18 protein-coding genes and 1 other annotated feature are annotated in these 21607 nt (G+C 50.8%); of the genes, 6 read left to right on the forward strand and 12 right to left on the reverse strand.

Going from position 1 to position 21607, the window contains the following annotated elements:
• Complete coding sequence (gene thrA / locus RFN81_RS15325) at positions 1–2460, reverse strand: bifunctional aspartate kinase/homoserine dehydrogenase I (RefSeq protein WP_264496646.1); 2460 nt, start codon at positions 2458–2460, stop codon at positions 1–3.
• An 89-nt stretch (positions 2461–2549) separates the two neighbouring features.
• Positions 2550–2665: a sequence feature (Thr leader region), on the reverse strand.
• 231 nt (positions 2666–2896) lie between these two features.
• The gene (locus RFN81_RS15330) at positions 2897–3583 is read right to left on the reverse strand and encodes a tRNA/rRNA methyltransferase (protein ID WP_264496647.1); all 687 of its coding nucleotides are present in this window, start codon (positions 3581–3583) and stop codon (positions 2897–2899) included.
• Positions 3584–4332: 749 nt separating this feature from the next.
• Between RFN81_RS15330 and arcA the strand changes: the two genes are divergently transcribed.
• The gene (gene arcA / locus RFN81_RS15335; RefSeq protein WP_264496648.1) at positions 4333–5049 is read left to right on the forward strand and encodes a two-component system response regulator ArcA; all 717 of its coding nucleotides are present in this window, start codon (positions 4333–4335) and stop codon (positions 5047–5049) included.
• Between the two features lie 54 nt (positions 5050–5103).
• On the opposite strand, the gene creA is transcribed toward arcA, so the two are convergent.
• Positions 5104–5586 (reverse strand): protein CreA, encoded by a 483-nt coding sequence (gene creA / locus RFN81_RS15340; RefSeq protein ID WP_264496649.1) that lies wholly within the window; start codon positions 5584–5586, stop codon positions 5104–5106.
• A 211-nt stretch (positions 5587–5797) separates the two neighbouring features.
• Here creA and robA point away from each other — a divergent pair, with 211 nt between their 5' ends.
• The gene (robA, locus tag RFN81_RS15345) at positions 5798–6685 is read left to right on the forward strand and encodes an MDR efflux pump AcrAB transcriptional activator RobA (RefSeq protein WP_264496650.1); all 888 of its coding nucleotides are present in this window, start codon (positions 5798–5800) and stop codon (positions 6683–6685) included.
• On the opposite strand, the gene gpmB is transcribed toward robA, so the two are convergent.
• Positions 6674–7324, reverse strand: a complete 651-nt coding sequence (gpmB, locus tag RFN81_RS15350) for a 2,3-diphosphoglycerate-dependent phosphoglycerate mutase GpmB (RefSeq protein WP_264496651.1) — start codon at positions 7322–7324, stop codon at positions 6674–6676. The genes robA and gpmB overlap by 12 nt on opposite strands.
• A 50-nt stretch (positions 7325–7374) precedes the next feature.
• Between gpmB and yjjX the strand changes: the two genes are divergently transcribed.
• Positions 7375–7914, forward strand: coding sequence for an inosine/xanthosine triphosphatase (yjjX, locus tag RFN81_RS15355; RefSeq protein ID WP_264496652.1), 540 nt, complete (start codon positions 7375–7377; stop codon positions 7912–7914).
• 3 nt (positions 7915–7917) lie between these two features.
• Here yjjX and trpR read toward each other — a convergent pair whose 3' ends face one another.
• Positions 7918–8265: a trp operon repressor gene (gene trpR, locus RFN81_RS15360; RefSeq protein WP_264496653.1), complete on the reverse strand. Its 348-nt coding sequence runs from the start codon at positions 8263–8265 to the stop codon at positions 7918–7920.
• 70 nt (positions 8266–8335) lie between these two features.
• Positions 8336–10264, reverse strand: a complete 1929-nt coding sequence (gene sltY / locus RFN81_RS15365) for a murein transglycosylase (RefSeq protein ID WP_264496654.1) — start codon at positions 10262–10264, stop codon at positions 8336–8338.
• Positions 10265–10627: 363 nt separating this feature from the next.
• On the opposite strand from sltY, the gene ettA reads away from it, so the two are divergent.
• A complete protein-coding gene (gene ettA, locus RFN81_RS15370) occupies positions 10628–12295 on the forward strand; it encodes an energy-dependent translational throttle protein EttA (RefSeq protein ID WP_264496655.1) in 1668 nt (555 codons plus the stop codon).
• Positions 12296–12372: 77 nt separating this feature from the next.
• Here the strand turns inward: ettA and RFN81_RS15375 are convergent, their stop codons facing one another.
• Both RFN81_RS15375 and RFN81_RS15380 read right to left on the reverse strand, forming a co-directional pair.
• The gene (locus RFN81_RS15375) at positions 12373–14076 is read right to left on the reverse strand and encodes a methyl-accepting chemotaxis protein (protein WP_264496656.1); all 1704 of its coding nucleotides are present in this window, start codon (positions 14074–14076) and stop codon (positions 12373–12375) included.
• Between the two features lie 248 nt (positions 14077–14324).
• Positions 14325–15236, reverse strand: a complete 912-nt coding sequence (locus tag RFN81_RS15380; protein ID WP_264496657.1) for a LysR family transcriptional regulator — start codon at positions 15234–15236, stop codon at positions 14325–14327.
• A gap of 153 nt (positions 15237–15389) precedes the next feature.
• Here RFN81_RS15380 and RFN81_RS15385 point away from each other — a divergent pair, with 153 nt between their 5' ends.
• Positions 15390–16391 carry a zinc-binding alcohol dehydrogenase family protein gene (locus RFN81_RS15385; protein WP_264496658.1) on the forward strand — a complete coding sequence of 334 codons (1002 nt, stop codon included), beginning with the start codon at positions 15390–15392 and terminating at the stop codon, positions 16389–16391.
• Positions 16392–16445: 54 nt separating this feature from the next.
• Here RFN81_RS15385 and serA read toward each other — a convergent pair whose 3' ends face one another.
• Together serA and rpiA are read right to left on the reverse strand one after the other, a co-directional pair.
• Positions 16446–17678, reverse strand: a complete 1233-nt coding sequence (serA, locus tag RFN81_RS15390; RefSeq protein ID WP_264496659.1) for a phosphoglycerate dehydrogenase — start codon at positions 17676–17678, stop codon at positions 16446–16448.
• Between the two features lie 292 nt (positions 17679–17970).
• Positions 17971–18630 (reverse strand): ribose-5-phosphate isomerase RpiA, encoded by a 660-nt coding sequence (gene rpiA / locus RFN81_RS15395; RefSeq protein ID WP_264499005.1) that lies wholly within the window; start codon positions 18628–18630, stop codon positions 17971–17973.
• A gap of 252 nt (positions 18631–18882) precedes the next feature.
• On the opposite strand from rpiA, the gene RFN81_RS15400 reads away from it, so the two are divergent.
• Complete coding sequence (locus RFN81_RS15400; RefSeq protein ID WP_264496660.1) at positions 18883–19776, forward strand: LysR family transcriptional regulator ArgP; 894 nt, start codon at positions 18883–18885, stop codon at positions 19774–19776.
• 108 nt (positions 19777–19884) lie between these two features.
• Here the strand turns inward: RFN81_RS15400 and RFN81_RS15405 are convergent, their stop codons facing one another.
• Together RFN81_RS15405 and argO are read right to left on the reverse strand one after the other, a co-directional pair.
• A complete protein-coding gene (locus RFN81_RS15405; RefSeq protein ID WP_264499006.1) occupies positions 19885–20610 on the reverse strand; it encodes an oxidative stress defense protein in 726 nt (241 codons plus the stop codon).
• 187 nt (positions 20611–20797) lie between these two features.
• Positions 20798–21412, reverse strand: coding sequence for an arginine exporter ArgO (argO, locus tag RFN81_RS15410; RefSeq protein WP_264496661.1), 615 nt, complete (start codon positions 21410–21412; stop codon positions 20798–20800).
• Positions 21413–21607: the final 195 nt, after the last annotated feature.

A 21607-nucleotide genomic window follows, 5' to 3' on the forward strand; every position in this document is an offset into this window, starting at 1 on the left:
TTATGCTCCCAACTTCCATGACAAGGTGCGCAGCAAATCTGCGAACACACCAGCAGCGGTAACATCGTTACCCGCGCCATAGCCGCGCAACACCAGCGGCAGTGGCTGATAATAACGGCTGTAGAATGCCAGCGCATTCTCGCCATCTTTCACCTTAAACAGCGGATCGTCGCTACCAACGGCGCTAATTTTAACCTTACAGCGCCCATCTTCAATGACGCCGACATAGCGCAACACTTTACCTGCCTCGCGCGCTTGTGCAACCCGGCGAGCAAACGCCTCGTCTACCGCGGGCAGGCGTTGCATAAACTGGGCGACTTCGCCGGAAGCATCAAAATCGACGGGCAGAACCGCTTCCACCTCAATATCGCCCAGTTCCAGTTGATAACCCGCTTCGCGTGCCAAAATCAATAATTTACGCGCCACGTCCATGCCGGAGAGATCGTCGCGCGGATCCGGTTCGGTATACCCTTTTTCTTTCGCCTGCATAGTCGCTTCCGATAGCGACATCCCTTCATCCAGTTTACCGAAAATAAAGGATAACGAACCAGAGAGAATCCCCGTAAACCGGATCAGCTCATCGCCCGCATTCAGCAGGTTTTGCAGGTTTTCAATCACCGGTAGACCGGCGCCAACGTTGGTGTCATACAGGAAACGACGGCGAGATTTTGCTGCGGCGCTGCGCAATTGACGATAATAATTCATCGACCCGGTGTTGGCTTTCTTATTCGGCGTCACCACGTGGAAACCGTCGGCCAGAAAATCAACGTACTGATCGGCCACCGCCTGATTTGAGGTACAGTCAACGATCACCGGGTTCAGCAAGTGATACTCTTTTACCAGACGGATCAATCGACCCAGATTAAAGGGCTCGCGCGCTTTCTCTAATTCGTCGCGCCAGTTGTCCATCGAGATACCGTTAATATTGGTGAGGAGCGCCTTTGAATTCGCGATCCCACACACTCGCAAGTCGATATGCTTGTTTTTCAGCCACGGCTGCTGGCGATGAATCTGCTCCAGTAGCGCGCCACCAACGCCGCCTACGCCAATTACAAATACATCGATGACCTGATCGGTATTAAAGAGCATCTGGTGAGCCACACGTACGCCGGTCGTCGCCTCATCATTGTTAACCACGACGGAAATAGAACGTTCAGATGACCCCTGCGCAATAGCCACGATATTGATATTAGCCGACGCCAGTGCGGAAAACAGGCGAGCCGACAAACCACGCAGCGTGCGCATGCCATCGCCCACGACGGAGAGGATCGCCAGACGTTCCATCACATCCAACGGCTCTAGTACCCCTTCTTTCAACTCCAAATAGAACTCGTCTTCCAGCGTTTTTCTGGCTCGCGCCAATTCACTCTGTGAAACGCAGAAACTGATACTGTATTCAGAAGATGATTGCGTGATTAGCACTACCGAGATACCCGCCCGCGACATCGCAGCAAACACGCGCGCCGCCATGCCGACCATGCCTTTCATTCCGGGACCGGAAACATTAATCATCGCCATATTATTCAGGTTGGTAATGCCTTTCACCGGATACTGCTTATCCGTGCTGTCCATGCCGATGAGTGTGCCGGGAGCCTGAGGGTTTTCAGTGTTTTTAATAAGACAGGGAATTTGAAACTGAGCGATAGGAGCGATGGTGCGAGGGTGGAGAACTTTGGCGCCGAAATAGGACAGTTCCATCGCCTCCTGATAGGACATCGATTTCAATAATCGGGCATCAGGCACCTGCCGCGGATCGCAGGTATAAACGCCATCGACATCGGTCCAAATTTCACAACAATCCGCGCGCAAACACGCGGCAAGCACGGCGGCGGAATAGTCGGAGCCGTTGCGGCCCAACACTACCAACTCGCCTTTTTCATTTCCGGCAGTAAAGCCAGCCATCAGAATCACATTTTCTTTCGGAATAGCGCTTTCCGCGATGCGACGGGTGGATTCCGTGATATCCACGGTCGATTCAAGATAATGCCCCTGCGCCAGCAGTTTCTCGACCGGATTAATGACAGAAACGCCGTAACCACGCGCATGAAAAACAGCCTCCATGATGGCAATCGACAGTTTTTCTCCCCGACAGATAATCGCCGCATTGACACTGTCAGGGCACTGCCCCAGCAGCGCAATACCATGTAGCACATGTTTGAGCTGTGCAAACTCCTGATTCACAAGGGCCTTCAGGCGAGCAAGGTCAAATCTGGGCTGAGACGCGGCAAGCCCCTGTAGCAGGGAAGAAAAGATCGCTTCGGCGTCGTTGAGATGAGGTTGGATATCTTGCCCGGCAACGGTTTTTTCAATCATGGCAACCAGGTGGTTGGTAATTTTCGCTGGCGCAGACAACACGGTAGCGACCTGTCCCTGGCGCGCGTTGTTTTCAATAATGTCAGCAACGCGCGCAAAACGCTCCGCATTTGCGACTGAAGTCCCGCCAAATTTCAATACTCGCATTTTTATGTTTTCTCCTGAATTTTTACCAACCAAACGCTAAGAGCGTTTTTTGTGTGCCACCTGTAGACGGCGTTAAGCGATAATCTGCTAAAAAAAAAGCCCGCACGTTTCGGTGCGGGCTTTTTCTGGAATCTTTAAATGCGTCAGCCCGCACCGTTACTGGTTGTACCGGTGAAGGTAATAATTGTGGTAATCAGGCCGACAATGCGCATAGTAAAATCAAGTCTCATTCTTTGAAGCAGGTTTATCTGCCCTATTAGTTAGGCTAATCGCCCCCTGAAGTCAACGGATTTCTTTTTTTCTTCTCACATGCTTCTCACCGAACGAATAAAAGCACCCGCAAAAACCGCTGAAAAAATAAAAACAAACCAGATAAAACATCGTCTAAACGACAGGAAAAAAATCTTCGGCTACTTATAACGTCATTTTTACTCTCTTACGCCAACAGTTTTTTCTCAATGTCATGTAGCAGCCTATGCAACATCGCTGTATCACGCTGCTCTAAACGCCCTAACCGCTGTTGTAACCAGTCGCGCAGATTTTCATCATTATCAACGTCCAAAGTAACCAGTAGCTGCTCCAAACGATGGCGTAATGCCGACAATTGTCCGCTATCGGCTTGCGGCATCCTTTCGGCTTTGACCGCCATGAGTTCCGCCAGTTGATAACAATACACCATCACTGCCTGACCAAGATTCAGCGAGGGGTAACTGGCTTGCATCGGCACACCGGTCAATACATCCGCACGTGCTAGCTCGGCATTGGTCAGTCCCTTATCTTCCCGCCCAAATACCAGCGCCGCAGTGTTCATCCAGTGGGTCTTCTCCTGCAATACCCCTGTCAGTTCTGCTGGCGTACAATAATAGTGATACTTGGCACGATGACGCGCGGTAGTCGCCACCGTAAAGTCAACATCAGCCAGAGCGTCGTCCAGTGTTGAAAACGCCTGCGCATTATCCAGAATATCGCCCGATCCATGCGCTACCCATCGTGCTGCGGGGTCTTGATGCAGTGAACTACCGACAAGGCGCAGGCTACTGAAACCCATCGTTTTCATCGCCCGTGCTGCCGCACCGACATTCTCCGCCCGAACGGGTTCAACTAAAATAATATGAAACTGCATAAACTCCTCAATATGGATTACCTGCATTCCACCCATAATGCTATAAAAGAGCACATTACTCATGGCGATTCGCAAATAACACGCGATCGATAAACACGCTGAATTGATAGCGTTAGTGTGCCTACTATTACCGTGGTAAATTAACAATAAGCCAACAAAATTCTGGGAGCGGCATGATTCTTGGTTGAAAACCTCAGAGATTTCCCCGTAGGCTAACAACAAAAACCCTGAGAAAAATAAGGTAAGCGACTTTATTTCAATAAATTATAAAAATTATATCATCTACTCAGTCGCCATGATGGCTATTGGCATTTGCTATGTTTATGCGTTCATAAAAAGTGATAAATTGTGACGTAACCTAGCAATCTTATGAGGGTTTATCACAAAATCGTTAACGTGCTAAAATGAAATTTGATATATGTCAACAGAACCGTAGATTTATCAGCAGGCAAAATCCGCGCTTACTGTTATGTTGCTGTTAATAAGGTTAAACTGTGCGCCACTTTGCGCGCCGTTAAGTTAGCGCCACACTCACCCGCTAGCGGTACCTCTAAGCAGGTAGAGCGTAAACACCAGTAACGCATTTACGTACTTGAGTCTGATGTTGAGCGAGAGCGTAGTTTACCTCGATAAGCTCCAGGGAAATACCCGAAATAGCTGGCATTGAAGCCAGCGAGCCAGCAGGGTATGACAGCGACTTCCGTACTTCCGATTTCTATAATTTACGTTGGCAATTTTAGGTAGCAAACATGCAGACGCCGCACATTCTTATTGTTGAAGACGAGTTAGTCACTCGTAATACCCTCAAAAGCATTTTTGAGGCGGAAGGATACGTTGTTCACGAAGCCACTGATGGCGCAGAAATGCACCATATTTTGTCCGAGAATGACATTAATCTGGTGATTATGGACATCAATTTGCCAGGGAAAAACGGTCTATTATTAGCGCGGGAACTGCGTGAGCAAGCAGCCGTTGCGCTAATGTTCCTTACTGGCCGTGACAATGAAGTTGATAAAATCCTCGGACTGGAAATTGGTGCAGATGATTACATCACCAAGCCGTTTAACCCACGAGAATTGACGATCCGCGCGCGTAACCTGTTGTCACGAACCATGAATTTGGGCAGTGGCACGGAAGAGCGTCGATTGGTGGAAAGTTACCGCTTTAACGGTTGGGAATTGGATATCAACAGCCGTTCTCTGATTAGCCCGGCAGGTGAACAATACAAACTGCCGCGCAGTGAATTCCGCGCGATGCTGCATTTCTGCGAAAACCCAGGCAAGATTCAGTCACGAGCAGAACTGTTAAAGAAAATGACGGGGCGTGAGCTTAAGCCGCACGACCGTACCGTAGACGTCACCATCCGCCGTATCCGTAAGCACTTTGAATCAACTGCCGATACGCCGGAAATTATCGCAACAATCCACGGTGAAGGTTATCGCTTCTGTGGCGATCTGGAAAATTAATTTCCGCAGCCGGAGCGAACATCTGCTCCGGCTGTTTTCCTCTCCAACTCTCGGTTATTCACTCTTACCCCACGGGATAACCGGCACAGCGCTAAGCGCGTTTTTCGGCGAACCATCGACCAGACGATCGGAGTAGGCTAAATAAATGAGTGCGTTACGTTTTGGATCGTAAAATCGGACGACCTGCAATTTCTTGAAAACCAGCGAGGTTCGCTTCTGGAATACCACCTCACCACGATCGGCCGCTTTTTTGATTTTATCGGATAGCGTAACTGGCCCAACCTGCTGACAAGAAATAGCCGCATCTGAGGTATCTTCCGCTAACCCTAACCCACCTTTAATTCCGCCGGTTTTAGCGCGGCTAACGTAACAGGTCACATTGGATACATCTGGATCGTCAAACGCTTCCACAACAATCTTATGGTCCGGCCCCAGCAGTTTGAAAGCAGTATCGACCGAGCCGACTTCTTCCGCGTTAACGACGCCAGCGGTGGATAGCAATAGCAAACTTGCAGCCATGATGCCCTTTACATTCATATTTCAGATCCCGTAACAACCGATGACAAAGGATTCGCCATCACAATAAAATAAAAAGGAGGATGCACAAAATCAACCATGATATCCACCCCGTTTCATCCGAATTAGCTGAGGAATATTTTCAAAAATCTTCGGCAGTACCAACATGAAAATATTGCTATGATGCGCAAGCGCAATACGTTCGTGCCCAATGTGTTTGATGAGGAAGATTATGGATCAAGCCAGTATCATACGTGATTTGCTTAACTGGCTGGAAAGCCATCTCGACCAACCGCTATCACTGGATAACGTGGCGGCAAAAGCGGGTTATTCCAAGTGGCATCTGCAAAGAATGTTCAAAGACGTGACGGGGCATGCCATCGGTTCCTATATCCGAGCGCGAAGATTGACCAAAGCGGCGGTTGCACTTTGTCTCACCAGCCGCCCTATCCTCGATATTGCCTTGCAATACCGTTTTGATTCACAACAGACATTCACTCGCGCATTCAAAAAGCAATTTGCCCAAACGCCCGCGTCTTATCGTCGCGCCGATAATTGGAACACCGTTGGCATTCGTCCGCCTATTCGTCTCAAGCCGTTTACCTTGCCTAAACCGCAGTTTGTCACGTTGCCAGATACGCCGCTTCTTGGGCTAACGCAAACGTATAACTGCCGTCTGGAGCAAATTGGGAGCTTTCGCACGGAAATTCGTGTCCATTATTGGAAGCAGTTTTTAGGGGAAACCTCTTGCATTCCCCCCGTGCTCTATGGATTACACTATTCACGACCAAGCAAGGATAAGGACGACGAGATCGAAATGCTCTGCACCACCGCGCTTGAACCGCAGTATCTTCCCAATGGTGTCCATACTGGCGACCCCATCACGCTGCCAGGCGGTGACTACGCGATGTTTGTTTATGAAGGGCCAAAAGACGGGCTACAGGATTTCATTATTACACTGTATGACACTTGCCTGCCAACGTTGCAACTCACGCGCCGCAAAGGGTGTGACGCCGAGCGTTTTCACCCTAATTGCGACGCGGGTAGCGAGATTCCCGCCATCATCCGCTGCGAATATTTTATCCCTATTCAACATACCGAGCCGTCTTCAACGTTGTAACTCATCCAGTGCTGGCGTATCCAAATGTGCGGTATCGCCAGCCGTTTCCACCACCCAACCCGGCGCTAACCACGGGCTATCCTGATAATCGATCCGCGACAGGGAGCAATTACGTAGACGCAAACGCCGTTCAGCCGACGCGGGTAGCCCTAAAACCGTACTCAGCAGGCAGCCTAAGGCCATACCGTGACTCACCAGCAGAGGGCGACTCCCTGTCGGCAACGCCAGACAACTCGCTAATACGCCATGCATCCGCGATGCGACCTCCTCCATTGATTCGCCGCCTGGTATGCGGCCATCGGGCGTACCATCCACGATCTTTTTACGCCACCCTTCTTCTTCTGTCGTCAGGGAGTCCAGGTCTCGGGCTTCCAATACGCCCATGTTCAATTCACGCAACCCCGGCGCCAGGATTATCTGGCAATCACGACAGGATTTAGCGATGATTTCTGTCGTCTGACGCGTTCTTCCGAGATCGCTGGTAAAAATATGCGTGATCCCTAACGTCCTGATCCGTTCAGCAACTTGCCGTGCCTGTTGCTCACCTCTTGGCGTCAGCGCGCTATCCGATTGACCTTGAATACGTCGGGCCACATTCCACTCTGTTTCGCCATGGCGAACAAGATATACCTGTAACATGGTTATTTTCCGTTATACTGCGTCAAATTAACTAAAGGTACGAAACCGTTATGTATCACGTTGTTGCTGCAACTACTAATCCGGCCAAAATTAAGGCTATTACCCAGGCCTTCACCGATGTCTTTGGTGCGGAAAATTGCCGCATCGAAGGCGTTGACGTCGATAGCGGCGTCCCACGTCAACCTCTTGGATCGATTGAAACCCGTACCGGTGCCAGAAACCGCGTTATGATGGCACGGCAGGTACGCCCGGAAGCAGATTTTTGGGTGGGCGTCGAAGCCGGCATTGAAGAAAGTATGACGTTCGCCTGGATGGTAATCGAAAATGCACATCTGCGCGGCGAATCCCGTTCTGCAAGCCTGGTGCTTCCTGAAAGTATATTACACGGTATTCGTGAAGGGCGGGAATTAGGTGATGAAATGGAACGTTTAACCGGCGTTCAAAATATCAAACATAAAGGCGGAGCTATCGGCGTCTTCACCGATGGCAAGTTGTCACGAACCAGCGTTTACCACCAGGCCTTGCTGCTGGCCCTGGTGCCCTTTCATAATCCGATCTACCAGATTCCCGTTCAGACAGCAAAGCAGTAACCATTACGCTTTGTCTATCGATGGTGTCTCAGCCGACAGCAACTGCGCTTCTAGCCAGCTTTTTAATGCGGGGGGCGCGGTTTTCAGACTATTTGAACCGCGGGTAATCGTGGCGATACCTGCCCCTAGCTCGCTCTTCAGCTCGCGTTGACTCATTTCACCCCGCATCAATTCCTGCACAATACGCACTCGCGTTCCTAACGCAACGCGTTCATCCGGCGTGAGTAACAATTGAAGCAACGGCAATTGCAGATCCTCTTCGATGGACTGCTGCAAGAGTTTGACAAAAAGTAACCAATGCTCATTGTCTTGTTCTGAAAGTGCTGGATCGATAAGCGATAACGAAGTCATAACGGGCTACCATACTATTTAACTAGTACGGCAGCATAACACAGTTTCAAACGACGATCGCAATGTCCTCTTAATAACGCCGCTGCCACTCGGCATCGGTTAGCACGTTAGCTGGCTGATGCAGGAAATAGCGATAGAAGACATCATAAGCCAGCACATTTTTCACGTACCCCCGCGTCTCGGAGAAGGGAATACTTTCGATAAACGCAATAGGATCGATACGCCCTGCGCTGTTCTTCAACCAGGTATTCACGCGCGACGGGCCGGCATTATAAGCCGCAGAAGACAAAATCCGGTTACGATCGAACATCTGGTAGACGTACTCCAGATAACGCGTTCCCAACAGAATATTCGTCTCAGGATCGAACAACTGACTGCTATTGGTATAGGATGCGATATTACTCATTTCAGCGGTATGCTTCGCCGTTGCCGGCATCAACTGCATCAGCCCGGAAGCGCCGACGGGGGAACGCGCTTTCGGATTCCAGGCGCTCTCCTGACGGGCTATCGCCATCGCATAGCTTTGGCTAATTCCTTTCCCCTGCGTTTCACGGCGAAATTCGTCATTCCAGGCCAGCGGGAAACGCTCCTCCAGATGATCCCACAGCTTAGCGACAATAGTCGCCTGCACGCTCAAATCTGCCCAGCGCTGTTCAAACGCATAGCGCGCCAGCGCTTCCTGTTGCGGTCTACTTCGATTCGCAACGAGTCCAACCCACTCGCTGCGTGCCAGATTATCCATCTGCCAGAACATCAGTTCCCGAATACGAGCGATTTCCGGTAGCTGAGACAATGCGGGATCGGGCTTTACGGCCGTCATGATAGTCATGGGGTAACGCTCATTCAGCTTTTGCGCCGCCACCATAGGGTAGAAACCTCGTGCCTGCATCAGGCTACGTAACTGTGCTTCACCTTCCTGACGTTTGCCCTGTTCCAAGAGCATAAGCGCCCCCCAATAGCGCCATTCGTCTTTCTTTAATGCCTCTGTGGGTAAGCGCGCCATCCAGCTTGCCAGCCCCTGACGATCGCCAGCCCCCAGCGCCATACGCACGCGACGCTCCAATAATGACGTTGATGTGCTCCGCCGCACCACCTCATCCCGCCATCGAGCCTGCTCTGGCGTAATATCATTACTCATCAAGCGCCAGGCGATAGTCTCCTCCATGATTTGGCGTTCAGCGGCGCTCATTTTCTGCAAGCGTACAATGACTGGCAGCATCGAACGTGCATTATCCGTATCCTGACGTGCCGTGCGCGCAAACATCGCCAACGTCACTTTACGGGTAAACTCGGTTGGTCCAACGGTACGAGCGAAGCTCTCAAGCGTATTCGGATTACTTTGGAGTTTCAGTAGCGCATTACCCATTGTTTGGTAATTGTCGGGCAGTTGCTTGATGAGATAGCGCACTAAACCGTCACTGCCTTCATCCATCGCCAAACGCACCCGTTCCAGCGTCGTTAGCGCCGTCTGTTCACCGGCCTGCTGCCAGACGGCGAAGAGCTTATCGCATGCGTTAGGAAGCGAACGCCCAGTCAGCCAGATATCACGCGTGGCTTGCCATACGCCTTCACGCTGTCCCGTGGCCCACTTGGCATAATAAAAATTACAGCGGGCGCTGACTGGCTTCGGCGGCTGCGGGCTAAATGCCAGCAGGCCGATCCAATCCTGCCGACGCGCCAGTTCATTGACGAAACTGGTGGTAAGATTGCGGGCAGGGGGCAACGTCGGATGCGTCGCTATAAACCGTTTTACCTGTGTCGCACTGACTTCACTCAGATTCTGCGTCAGCGAGCGGTATTCAAGGTAAGGGTAAAGCGGGTAACCACGTAGCGTCGGCATCAGTTGCGCTACCGTGTCCATCTGGTTGTTGTCCCATGCCTGCTTTACCTGCTGATAGCGCTGCCGCTGCTCATCGAGAGAATCTGCCAGTACATAACCGGAAGCGCCAGCCAGACATATTGCCACCACGGCATACCACCAATGACCCGCTCTCATCATTGTATCAACCTTATCCGTTATTAAACTTACTATCGGTATCCTTCATCGTGTCGATACCCTTAGCCTATTAGACAGATCCAGTGTGGCACATCGTGTCAAACAACGGTATGTCGATCCGTAAGTCGATGTTGAAATCATTAAGTGGGAGCGTGTCTCAGATCGATCAGGGCGGATCGCCGGATAGCTGGGATCGCACGTTGAAACCCGCTACACTTCGTATTCAGGGCAGTGCGCTTAGAATAATCGATCCGCTGCAAAGGCGTTTCCTTAGCAGCGCAATGTGGTATTCAGTGGCCCAGTGCTACACATCGTCACCCGTTTTGGTGACAAATCATAGAGATAAGAGAGAGGCGAAGTCGCAACGTGGCTCAATATGTTTATACCATGCATCGCGTCGGTAAGGTCGTCCCGCCGAAGCGTCACATTCTGAAAAACATCTCCCTCAGTTTTTTCCCCGGCGCCAAGATCGGCGTATTGGGTCTGAACGGAGCCGGTAAATCAACGCTGTTGCGTATTATGGCTGGCATTGACACGGACATCGAGGGCGAAGCACGCCCGCAACCTGGAATCAAGATCGGCTATTTACCGCAGGAACCGCAGCTAAACCCGGAACATACCGTACGTGAATCCGTAGAAGAGGCGGTGTCTGAAGTTGTCACCGCGCTCAAGCGTCTTGATGAAGTCTATGCGCTTTATGCCGACCCCGATGCTGATTTCGATAAACTGGCGGCTGAACAAGGTAAGCTGGAAGAAATTATTCAGGCGCACGATGGTCATAACCTGAACAATCAGTTGGAACGCGCTGCCGATGCGCTCCGCTTACCCGATTGGGAAGCGAAAATCGCTAACCTGTCCGGCGGGGAGCGTCGCCGCGTGGCGTTGTGCCGCCTGCTGCTGGAAAAACCAGACATGCTGCTGCTCGATGAACCCACCAACCACCTTGATGCCGAGTCGGTCGCCTGGCTGGAACGCTTCCTGCACGATTTCGAGGGCACCGTGGTGGCGATTACCCACGACCGCTACTTCCTCGATAACGTCGCAGGCTGGATTCTGGAACTGGACCGTGGCGAAGGCATTCCGTGGGAAGGCAACTACTCTTCCTGGCTAGAACAGAAAGATCAGCGTCTGGCGCAGGAAGCTTCTCAGGAAGCGGCCCGTCGTAAGTCTATTGAGAAAGAGTTGGAGTGGGTGCGCCAAGGCGCTAAGGGCCGTCAGTCCAAAGGTAAGGCGCGTTTGGCACGCTTTGAAGAGTTGAATAACACGGAATACCAAAAACGTAACGAAACTAACGAACTGTTTATTCCACCTGGTCCGCGCCTCGGTGATAAAGTAGTGGAAGTCACCAACCTCTGTAAGTCTTACGGCGAGCGCCAACTCATCGATGGACTGTCTTTCTCCGTGCCCAAAGGCGCTATTGTCGGCATTATTGGCCCCAACGGCGCGGGTAAATCCACGCTGTTCCGTATGATGTCTGGTCAGGAACAGCCGGATAGCGGCACAATTGAGCTGGGCGAGACGGTGAAGCTGGCATCCGTCGATCAGTTCCGCGATGCGATGGACAATAGCAAAACCGTCTGGGAAGAAGTCTCCGGTGGTCAGGACATTATGCGCATCGGCAACACTGAAATGCCAAGCCGCGCCTACGTTGGTCGTTTCAATTTCAAAGGCGTCGATCAGGGCAAACGCGTTGGCGAGCTATCCGGCGGTGAACGTGGTCGTCTGCATCTGGCAAAATTGTTGCAGGTTGGCGGCAACGTACTACTGCTCGATGAACCCACCAACGATTTGGATATCGAAACCTTGCGCGCGCTGGAAAATGCCCTGCTGGAATTCCCCGGCTGCGCCATGGTGATCTCGCATGACCGCTGGTTCCTTGACCGTATAGCAACCCACATCCTGGATTACCAAGATGAAGGCAAGGTGGAATTCTTCGAGGGTAACTTTAGCGAATACGAAGAGTACAAAAAACGGACTCTTGGTGCCGATGCACTGGAACCACACCGAATCAAATACAAGAAGATCGCCAAATAAGCCGCCAGCCTTGATAAACCAGTGGCCCGCATCGCGGGCCACTTCTTTTGCTGATGACTATTATTTACGCGCTGCGATCAAAACGTTTCCCAATTCTGATTATCGCTGCCTTTGCCACTGCTTCCGGCAATCGCCATCGTTGGAGCTAAACGCGGTTGCGGCGCGCCTTTTGGCAATGATGCTTTCAGCTTCTGCGCCACCCCAGCCAACTTGAACACCGCCACAGCCTGCGTCAGGCGTGCGGCCTGTTCTTCAAGCGAAACCGCCGCAGCCGAGGCTTCCTGCACTAATGCCGCATTCTGCTGCGTTGCGCCATCCATTTCAGACACCGCCTGGCTCACCTGCCCAATCCCTCGGCTCTGCTCGTCAGAAGCGGAAGCGATTTCGCCCATGATGTCAGTCACACTGACAACCGCACGAACGATCTCACCCATGGTAGTTCCTGCCTGAGACACAAGCCCCGCCCCGGTTTCCACCAATCGACCGGACTCGGCAATCAATGTTTCAATCTCCTTCGCCGCCTGCGCACTACGCTGCGCCAGATTTCGAACTTCTCCCGCTACGACGGCAAAACCCCGCCCTTGTTCACCGGCGCGCGCCGCTTCTACCGCCGCGTTTAACGCCAGAATATTCGTCTGGAAAGCAATGCTATTGATTACGGAAGTGATCTCGGAAATGCGCTTTGAGCTAGTAGAAATATCCTGCATGGTGTCCACCACGCCTTGCACAATTTGCCCGCCCTTCTCCGCTTTTTCAGACGCGTTTTTCGCCAGTTGGCTGGCATGATGCGCATTGTCAGAGTTCTGCTTCACCGTTGCGGTTAGTTGTTCCATGCTCGCAGCGGTTTCTTCCAGCGCGGCGGCCTGCTGCTCGGTACGTGATGAGAGATCGACGTTACCCGCCGTAATTTCCGACGAACCTTGATAAATTGACTCCGCGCCTTCACGTACAATCGTTACCGTATTGGTCAGCTCCGATTGCATATTCTGGATATTCGTTCCAAGTATGCCGATTTCATTACGCCCCATCGCCATCGGCGGCTGCGTTAGATCGCCTGCGGCAATCTTCTGGATGCGTTCAACCAGCCTGTTGATTGGCGCCAGAATCACATTGCGTACCATGATATAGGCCATAATCGCCATTATGACGGACAGCACGAACGATCCTGCCATCGTCCAATAGCCCAATTTGGCATTCTCCGCCGCACGCTGATTAATATCCTGTGCTGCTTGCGTCAACTCAGTGACTTTTTTACGCACGGGAACGCTAAATTCTTCATCTAACTGACGCGCCAGCGTACTCTCCAACGTGATAGTTTCTTCAAATTCCCCGTTACTTGTCGCTTTCTGCATCGCCAGAATCGCGTTATCGCGATAGTTGGCATAGCTCTTAAGAATTTCGTTATCCAATGCGCTTTCGCTATCCAGTTTACCTGGACGTGCAAGGTATTCATTCAGACGCTTCTGCGAGGCTTTGATACGACCCGCAGCCTTATCTAGACCGATTTTAAACACCTCACTATCGCCAATACGATTGGCAGCACCGGCCTGAATTAACAGTAATCGTGCAGCCCGCAATTGATCGAGGCTACTGCCGATGCCCGCGCGAATATCGGACAATTCATTCACTCTATTCAGGGAATCATTACTTTGCTTTAAGAAATAGCTTGCTGTGCCAATAGAAAGCGCAAATAAAATCAGCACAATTGAAAAAAGGGTAATAAATAACGAAACGAGACGTATATTATGGATGTAACTTAACTTATCTTTTTGAATAGACATCGGCTGCATTCTCATTTTCACCATCACTGGCCTAACTCCCCCCTGCCATTAGCGATCTGGCAGATCCCAGAAATCACTGCGATAATCACGCCACGCAGGCACACCTTTCGTACATAAGTCACAAGAAACCAAGAGTGTTATCGGCATTTCCAATCAAAAACTTACCTAAAATAAGTTGATAGAAATCGCGTTTCAATAAAAATTGAATAAAAACAATAAAAATGAAACGAAACATTATAGGCATAGCCTCACGGCTGATTATTCAAAAATGTTGAGTCATCGCCCAACGCACGATGTTGTAAAACAAAGTCGATAAAGCACGCCAGCGCAGGCGAATTCAGTTTGCGACTGGGATACACCAGATAAAGCTCGTTTGCTTCCACCTGCCAATCCGGCAAGACTCTAACCAGCTTCGCGGAGACCACCTCATTCAGACAGAGGAAATCCGGCAATAGCGTAATGCCCGCTCCCGCAATGGCGCACTCACGGGCGTAAAGTAGGTTATCCGTGATATGCGCTTCAGGCAGTAACCAACGATAAAGCTCAGAGCCGCGATGAAGCAACCATTCCGGCCAGGCATGATGTGCAATACAGCGGTGCTGCTGGAGTTGCTGTGGGTGGAGCAATGCTGGATACCGCGCCAGATAGTCAGGCGATGCCAGCAAATAGCGGGCAGTCTGTCCAAGCGGGCGCCCAATCAAAGAAGAATCGTGCGGTTTACCAGTACGAAAAGCGACATCTAAACCTTCCTGAACCAGATCGATCACCTCATCTGAAATCAACACATCCAGCGATACCGCAGGAAAACGTTGCTGAAATTCGGTCGTAATCCGCGCCACCAATGTGGAACCCAAGCCTGCCGGACTGGTGATGCGCAACCGTCCGCTGGGATTATCACGCAAGCGCTGTATGGCAAGATCGGCGCGCTCACTGGCTTGTAGCATTTCCTGACAGTGGATCAGGTAGCGCTCCCCCGCAAACGTCAGATTGAGCTGGCGCGTCGTCCGATTCAACAGCCGCAGGCCAATTTGCTGTTCTAGCTGGCTAATACGCAAGCTCAGGCTGGATTTTGCCAGCCCTGCTTTGCGTGCAGCCTGCGTAAAACTGCCGCACTCGGCCACCATCGCGAACAGCGCCATATCCTGCAATTGTTTAAACATGATTGTTTACCTTAAACGAACGCTGCGTTCTTTATTGTCCATCTTATCAGCCTTATCTCCGTGTTCTACACTGGTTCTTAGGCAAAAAAGCACACTACTCGAAACGAGTCTTTATGCACAAAACCACACGCTGAAAATACTGAGGAACAGAATATGACCGCTCATGCGATAGCCGTTAATCCACAACAGCCAGAAAATTTCATCGCCATCACGCAGCCCATCCCTAAGCCCGGCGAATACGATTTATTGGTTGGCGTAAAGGCCATTTCCATCAACCCTGTAGATACCAAAGTTCATGCCGGATTACGCCAAAACGGATTATCCTCTCCACGAATCCTCGGCTGGGATGCCAGTGGCGTGGTGTTAAACATAGGCAATGCCGTTAGTGGCTTTCAGATCGGCGATGAGGTCTGGTACGCGGGCGATATTACCCGCCCCGGTAGCAATACCACTCACCAACTCATTGATTCGCGTATCGTGGCACATAAGCCAAAATCGCTGGATTGGGCAACGGCCGCGGCGCTCCCGCTTACAGCGCTTACCGCCTGGGAAGGTTTGTTTGAACACCTGAAAATACAACAGGCAAGCAGCGATAAAACACTGTTGATCATTGGCGGTGCGGGCGGCGTCGGTTCGCTGGCGATTTCTCTGGCCGCATTACGCAGTTCAGTTCAGATCGTCGCTACGGCTTCTCGACCTGATTCGGCTGAATGGTGCCGCCAGCGCGGTGCGCATAAAGTCGTAGATTACCGTAATCTGGTCGACGCACTGGCGCAAGAGGGTATCAGTCAGGTCGACTATATTTTCTGCTTGAATGACACCGATGGTCACTGGGAAGCCATCGGTAAATTGATCGCTCCGATGGGGAACATTTGCACGATCGTCGAGAATGAACACCCCCTCGACCAGACTGCGTTGAAATCTAAAAGCGCAGCATTACATTGGGAATTCATGTTTACTCGCAGTATGTTCAACACGCCAGATATGGCAGAGCAGGGAAAAATTCTGCACGAAGTTGCACAATGGGTCGATGCGGGCAAGCTTCAGGGAACCGCTAGCGAAACATTACAAGGATTAACGGTAGACACGCTAAAACAGGCGCATGACAAAGTACTGGAAGGGCATATGCGCGGAAAAATCGTTATTGCGCTCTGATGACGCAATCAGCCCCTTTGGGGCTGATTGAACGTTCGATTTACGCTTGGCGGATTAGAACAACAGACGCGCGCGAATGGTGCCGGGAATCGCTTTCATCAGTTGCAATGCGGTTTCCGCCCCTTTGGTTTCAACATCAATCACGACATAGCCAATTTCGGGCGTCGTTTGCAGATACTGTGCGGCAATGTTGATTCCTTGCTCGGCGAATATCTGGTTGATTTGATTAATAATACCGGGGCGATTTTCGTGAATATGCAGTAGTCGACTGGCATGCGCGCCCGGAACAGGCAGTGACACTTCCGGGAAATTCACCGCCGACAATGTAGAACCATTGTCGGAATATTTCACCAATTTGCCAGCGACTTCTTCACCGATATTTTCCTGCGCTTCCTGTGTAGATCCCCCAATATGTGGCGTCAACAGCACATTATCAAATTCGCACAGCGGCGACACAAAGGGATCATTGTTGGTTGCCGGTTCTCGTGGAAATACGTCGATGGCCGCGCCAGAAAGATGTTTGCTGCTTAGCGCGTCACACAGCGCCGGAATATCAACAACCGTACCACGAGCGGCGTTAATCAGGATGGAGCCAGGCTTCATCAGCGCCAGTTCTTCTGCGCCTATCATGTTTTGTGTACTGTTATTTTCCGGCACATGAAGACTGACCACGTCGCTCATGTTCAGCAGTTCGGACAGATGGCGCACCTGCTGGGCATTACCTAGCGGTAATTTACTTTCAATATCGTAAAAATAAACATGCATCCCCAGGCTCTCAGCCAGAATACCCAGTTGCATGCCGATATGGCCATAACCGATAATTCCTAGCTTTTTACCGCGCGCTTCAAACGATCCTACCGCCAGTTTGTGCCAGACGCCGCGATGTGCTTTTGCATTTGCAGCGGGGATACCACGCAGCATCAGCAGCATTTCGCCAATCACCATTTCCGCGACAGAGCGGGTATTGGAAAACGGCGCGTTAAAAACCGGGATACCACGTTTGGTTGCGGCAGACAATGCAACCTGATTCGTGCCAATACAAAAACACCCTACTGCGATCAGCTTTTCTGCCGCCGCAAAAATGTCTTCTGTCAATTGGGTACGCGAGCGAATTCCCACGAAGTGCGCATCACGAATGGAAGCTTTCAACGCTTCTGGATCCAGCGCGCCCTTGTGAAACTCAATGTTAGTGTAACCGGCAGCACGCAGGTTATTTAGCGCGCTCTGGTGTACGCCTTCCACCAACAGAAATTTAATCTTATCTTTTTCCAGTGATACCTTTGCCATTTCCCGACCTTATTTTCAGACTTCACATGCGGCAGAGTGCCAAATAGCCTCTGTCAACATAACAAAAATTACGCGCTCAGCAATACAAACGATTGCTTTACTCAGCTCACACAAAAGAGGTACGCCCCCGATTTGTGGCCAGAAATATTGCCAAAGAGCGATATCGCCATATCGACAACGAATGAAATAAGAAAATGTGATATTAAGTACTAAAATAGGGCCGTTAACCAAATAGATTTTTTAGCGAAAAATTTTTGGCGTGGACACGCGCCCTGTCAAAGCAAGCCGGCCCTTATTTAACCCGCGTTTTAACCCCTTCAGCCGTGCCAATTAATACCACATCTGCACCACGATTAGCGAATAAGCCAACGGTTACGACGCCAGGAATACCATTAATGTGGTTTTCCACCGCAATCGCATCCATGATATTCAGGTTATGGACATCCAGGATGACGTTACCGTTATCCGTCACGATACCCTGACGATATACTGGCTGCCCGCCTAGCTTCACCAACTCCCGCGCCACATAGGAACGCGCCATCGGAATCACTTCAACGGGCAATGGGAATTTACCCAGTATGTCAACCTGCTTTGATTCATCCACGATGCAGATGAATTGGCGCGACAGCGCCGCGATGATTTTCTCACGGGTTAACGCCGCGCCTCCCCCTTTAATCATCTGCATGTGGCCATTGATTTCATCGGCGCCATCAACATAAATATCCAATGAATCGACCTCGTTGGCGTCAAAAACGGGGATCCCCAAGCTTTTCAGCTTTGCCGTTGAGGCATCGGAACTGGAAACTGCGCCTTTTATTTTATGTTTTATTGACCCTAGCGCATCAATAAAGTGTGCGGCAGTTGAGCCAGTACCCACGCCGACAATGGTATCCGGGCGAACGTAATCAAGCGCGGCCCATCCTACAGCTTTTTTCAATTCATCTTGCGTCATCATTTTTTTGACCTGTAACATCGATATACGAAAACGTGCGCATATTATAGAACATGCCTGTCAGGGAAAGCGTGCGATTCACTGCACCTACAATGCAATATTTCGTCAATGCATTATTTCATCTGTGCCGTTCACTCACGTCGCATTGCGACATGACGCCATATCATCGCCAAAATAAGATTTCTGCATGGCAAAGCCGTAAAATATGGCATAGTGAAAGAAACCTGACTCATTCAGAGGATGTAGATTTTCATGAAACGCCCGGACTATCGAACGCTTCAGGCTCTGGATGCCGTCATCCGTGAGCGTGGTTTTGAACGTGCCGCCCAAAAATTATGTATTACTCAATCGGCCGTTTCCCAGCGTATTAAACAGTTGGAAAACCTGTTCGGTCAGCCACTCTTAGTCAGAACCATTCCTCCCCGTCCGACGGAGCAAGGGCAAAGGCTGCTAGCGCTGCTTCACCAAGTCGAGTTACTGGAAGAAGAGTGGCTAGGCAATGAAACCAGCAGCGATACGCCTTTATTGCTATCGCTGGCAGTGAATGCCGATAGCCTGGCAACCTGGTTGCTGCCCGCGTTACAACCGGTTCTGGTGGATTCCCCCATCCGGCTGAATTTGCAGGTGGAAGATGAAACGCGCACTCAGGAACGGCTACGCCGCGGCGAAGTGGTAGGCGCGGTGAGTATCCAATCCCAGCCACTGCCAAGCTGTCTGGTCGATAAACTGGGCGCGCTGGATTACCTGTTTGTGGCATCACCAACCTTCGCCGCTCGCTATTTTTCTCATGGTGTAACGCGTTCGGCGCTACTACGCGCGCCCGCCGTCGCTTTCGACCATCTGGACGATATGCACCAAGCTTTTTTGCAGCAAAATTTCGATTTATCGCCGGGTAGCGTTCCGTGTCATATCGTGAACTCGTCAGAAGCGTTTGTTCAACTGGCGCGTCAAGGGACAACCTGCTGCATGATCCCGCATCTACAAATCGAGAAAGAGCTTGCCAACAATGAGTTAATCGATCTGACGCCAGGACTATTTCAACGTCGGATGCTCTACTGGCACCGCTTTGCGCCAGAAAGCCGGATGATGAGAAAAGTTACGGACGCGCTGCTTTCACACGGTCATCAGGTATTAAGACAGTCTTAGCATACAGAAGATACTGCTGACATCGTGACAAAACCCAACAGCCCTGAGTAGCAGACCTGTTGGGTTTTTCAATGCTCATACAGCGCGTTCATACTTACGCACAGTGAGTTAAGGCGTAGGCTGCAACTCAAATACAACATCCACCTGATCGTCAAAGTGAATGGTTTGCTGTTCATAAGTTTGTGCAACTTCACTCTGCGGCGCCGCATCTGCCGCTTTGAACATGCGAGCCATCGGCATTGGCTGATAATTGGCAACGTGGTAGCGAATGCTATAGATTGGCCCCAATTTGGCGTTGAACCCTTGCGCGAGCGATGCCGCCTGACTCGTCGCCTGTTCAATAGCCTTCTTACGCGCTTCCTCCCGATAGGTTTCCGGATTAGCCACGCCTAATTCCACGGTACGGATCTCGTTTAATCCCGATTTTAACGCGCCATCCAGCAACTCGTTCAGCTTGTCTAACTGGCGCACCGTGACTTCCACCTGGCGTACAGCACGATAACCTTTCAATACCGAGCTACCCGATTTGAGGTAGTCATATTCTGGCTGTGTGCGTAAATTGGCCGCATTGATATCTTTTTTCTCAATGCCATTTTTATTAAGGAAATCAAAGTATTGTGCAACTCTGGCGTCAACCTGTTTTTTCGCTTCCGCCGCATCCTTCGAGGACACGCTCACCTCAATCGCTAAACGTGCGATATCCGGTGTGGCATCTACGCTTGATGTCCCCGACGTCACAATATGCGGACCCTCCGGCAGTTCCGCAGCCTGTGACGTAATAGATGTACCGCTTAATCCTACCGCGGCGGCAAACGCCAGTGCTTTGAGCTTCATTCCACGCTTCACTCTCTCTCCTTACTTATGTTTCGTTACGTCTGTGACTCAGTCGCTTTTCTTGCTCTGGCACAGCACGTTCAGGATGGAAGATACCAAAAGAGTATCTATTACCAGATAACATAACGTATTACCGACTCCACACAATATAGGAGAATTTCTGAAACAGCGCGTATAGCGGGAGTATTTATTTCCCACCGTGACACGCCAACTGTACGGCAATAGCCCACATCACCACACCAACAAGAAAATTAATGACACGTTGTACCCGTGCTGTATTTAGCCACGGCGCCAACCAGGAAGATAATAACGCCAACATAAAGAACCAAATGAAAGACGCGGTCATCGTCCCCAACGCAAACCAGCGTCGGGCATCGTCCCTCAACTGGCTCCCCAAACTCCCCAGTACAACAAAAGTGTCCAGATAGACATGCGGATTAAGCCAGGTCACCGCCAGCATGGTGGCGATTATATGTCCCCTGCTTTGCTTCATCGTCTCAGCGTTTGCCAGCATAATATTTTGACTAAAGGCCGTTTTCATCGCTCCCCAGCCAAACCAAAGCAAAAACGCCACGCCACCCCAGGTCACTACGCCGAGTAGCCACGAAGACTGGCTAAGCAACGCACTACCGCCAAAAACACCCGCACCGATCAACACAATGTCGCTCAACGTGCAGAATGACGCTACCATCAGAGGATATTGTCGACGGATTCCCTGATTCATCACAAAGACGTTTTGCGGCCCCAGCGGCAAAATCATAGCCGCCCCTAACAACACGCCCTGCAAATATATTGCCCACATCTGGATCTCCCCCCCCATTTTTTGTTATTGCGGGGGGAGTCTAGGGAAGCCAATGAGATAAGTGAAATTGAATATTCTAACGCAACATTAGTTAAACTAATGCACAGGCGACGAGAGAAAGCCAAGTCTACATGGAACGGTGTTTCCGACAGTGCACCCTGTCAAAGGAACAGGGTGCATATGCGTTGCTTATCT

It is taken from the genome of Pectobacterium cacticida, assembly GCF_036885195.1.
Lineage (GTDB): Bacteria > Pseudomonadota > Gammaproteobacteria > Enterobacterales > Enterobacteriaceae > Pectobacterium > Pectobacterium cacticida.

Excerpts from the sequence above, each read along its gene's own strand:
- thrA (WP_264496646.1), bottom strand. The coding sequence starts at position 2,460 with ATGCGAGTATTGAAATTTGGCGGGACTTCAGTCGCAAATGCGGAGCGT.
- arcA (WP_264496648.1), top strand. The coding sequence starts at position 4,333 with ATGCAGACGCCGCACATTCTTATTGTTGAAGACGAGTTAGTCACTCGT.
- robA (WP_264496650.1), top strand. The coding sequence starts at position 5,798 with ATGGATCAAGCCAGTATCATACGTGATTTGCTTAACTGGCTGGAAAGC.
- RFN81_RS15380 (WP_264496657.1), bottom strand. The coding sequence starts at position 15,236 with ATGTTTAAACAATTGCAGGATATGGCGCTGTTCGCGATGGTGGCCGAG.
- argO (WP_264496661.1), bottom strand. The coding sequence starts at position 21,412 with ATGTGGGCAATATATTTGCAGGGCGTGTTGTTAGGGGCGGCTATGATT.
- yjjX (WP_264496652.1), top strand. The coding sequence starts at position 7,375 with ATGTATCACGTTGTTGCTGCAACTACTAATCCGGCCAAAATTAAGGCT.
- RFN81_RS15385 (WP_264496658.1), top strand. The coding sequence starts at position 15,390 with ATGACCGCTCATGCGATAGCCGTTAATCCACAACAGCCAGAAAATTTC.
- creA (WP_264496649.1), bottom strand. The coding sequence starts at position 5,586 with ATGAATGTAAAGGGCATCATGGCTGCAAGTTTGCTATTGCTATCCACC.
- trpR (WP_264496653.1), bottom strand. The coding sequence starts at position 8,265 with ATGACTTCGTTATCGCTTATCGATCCAGCACTTTCAGAACAAGACAAT.
- serA (WP_264496659.1), bottom strand. The coding sequence starts at position 17,678 with ATGGCAAAGGTATCACTGGAAAAAGATAAGATTAAATTTCTGTTGGTG.
- RFN81_RS15375 (WP_264496656.1), bottom strand. The coding sequence starts at position 14,076 with ATGTCTATTCAAAAAGATAAGTTAAGTTACATCCATAATATACGTCTC.
- gpmB (WP_264496651.1), bottom strand. The coding sequence starts at position 7,324 with ATGTTACAGGTATATCTTGTTCGCCATGGCGAAACAGAGTGGAATGTG.
- RFN81_RS15405 (WP_264499006.1), bottom strand. The coding sequence starts at position 20,610 with ATGAAGCTCAAAGCACTGGCGTTTGCCGCCGCGGTAGGATTAAGCGGT.
- RFN81_RS15400 (WP_264496660.1), top strand. The coding sequence starts at position 18,883 with ATGAAACGCCCGGACTATCGAACGCTTCAGGCTCTGGATGCCGTCATC.
- RFN81_RS15330 (WP_264496647.1), bottom strand. The coding sequence starts at position 3,583 with ATGCAGTTTCATATTATTTTAGTTGAACCCGTTCGGGCGGAGAATGTC.
- rpiA (WP_264499005.1), bottom strand. The coding sequence starts at position 18,630 with ATGACGCAAGATGAATTGAAAAAAGCTGTAGGATGGGCCGCGCTTGAT.
- sltY (WP_264496654.1), bottom strand. The coding sequence starts at position 10,264 with ATGATGAGAGCGGGTCATTGGTGGTATGCCGTGGTGGCAATATGTCTG.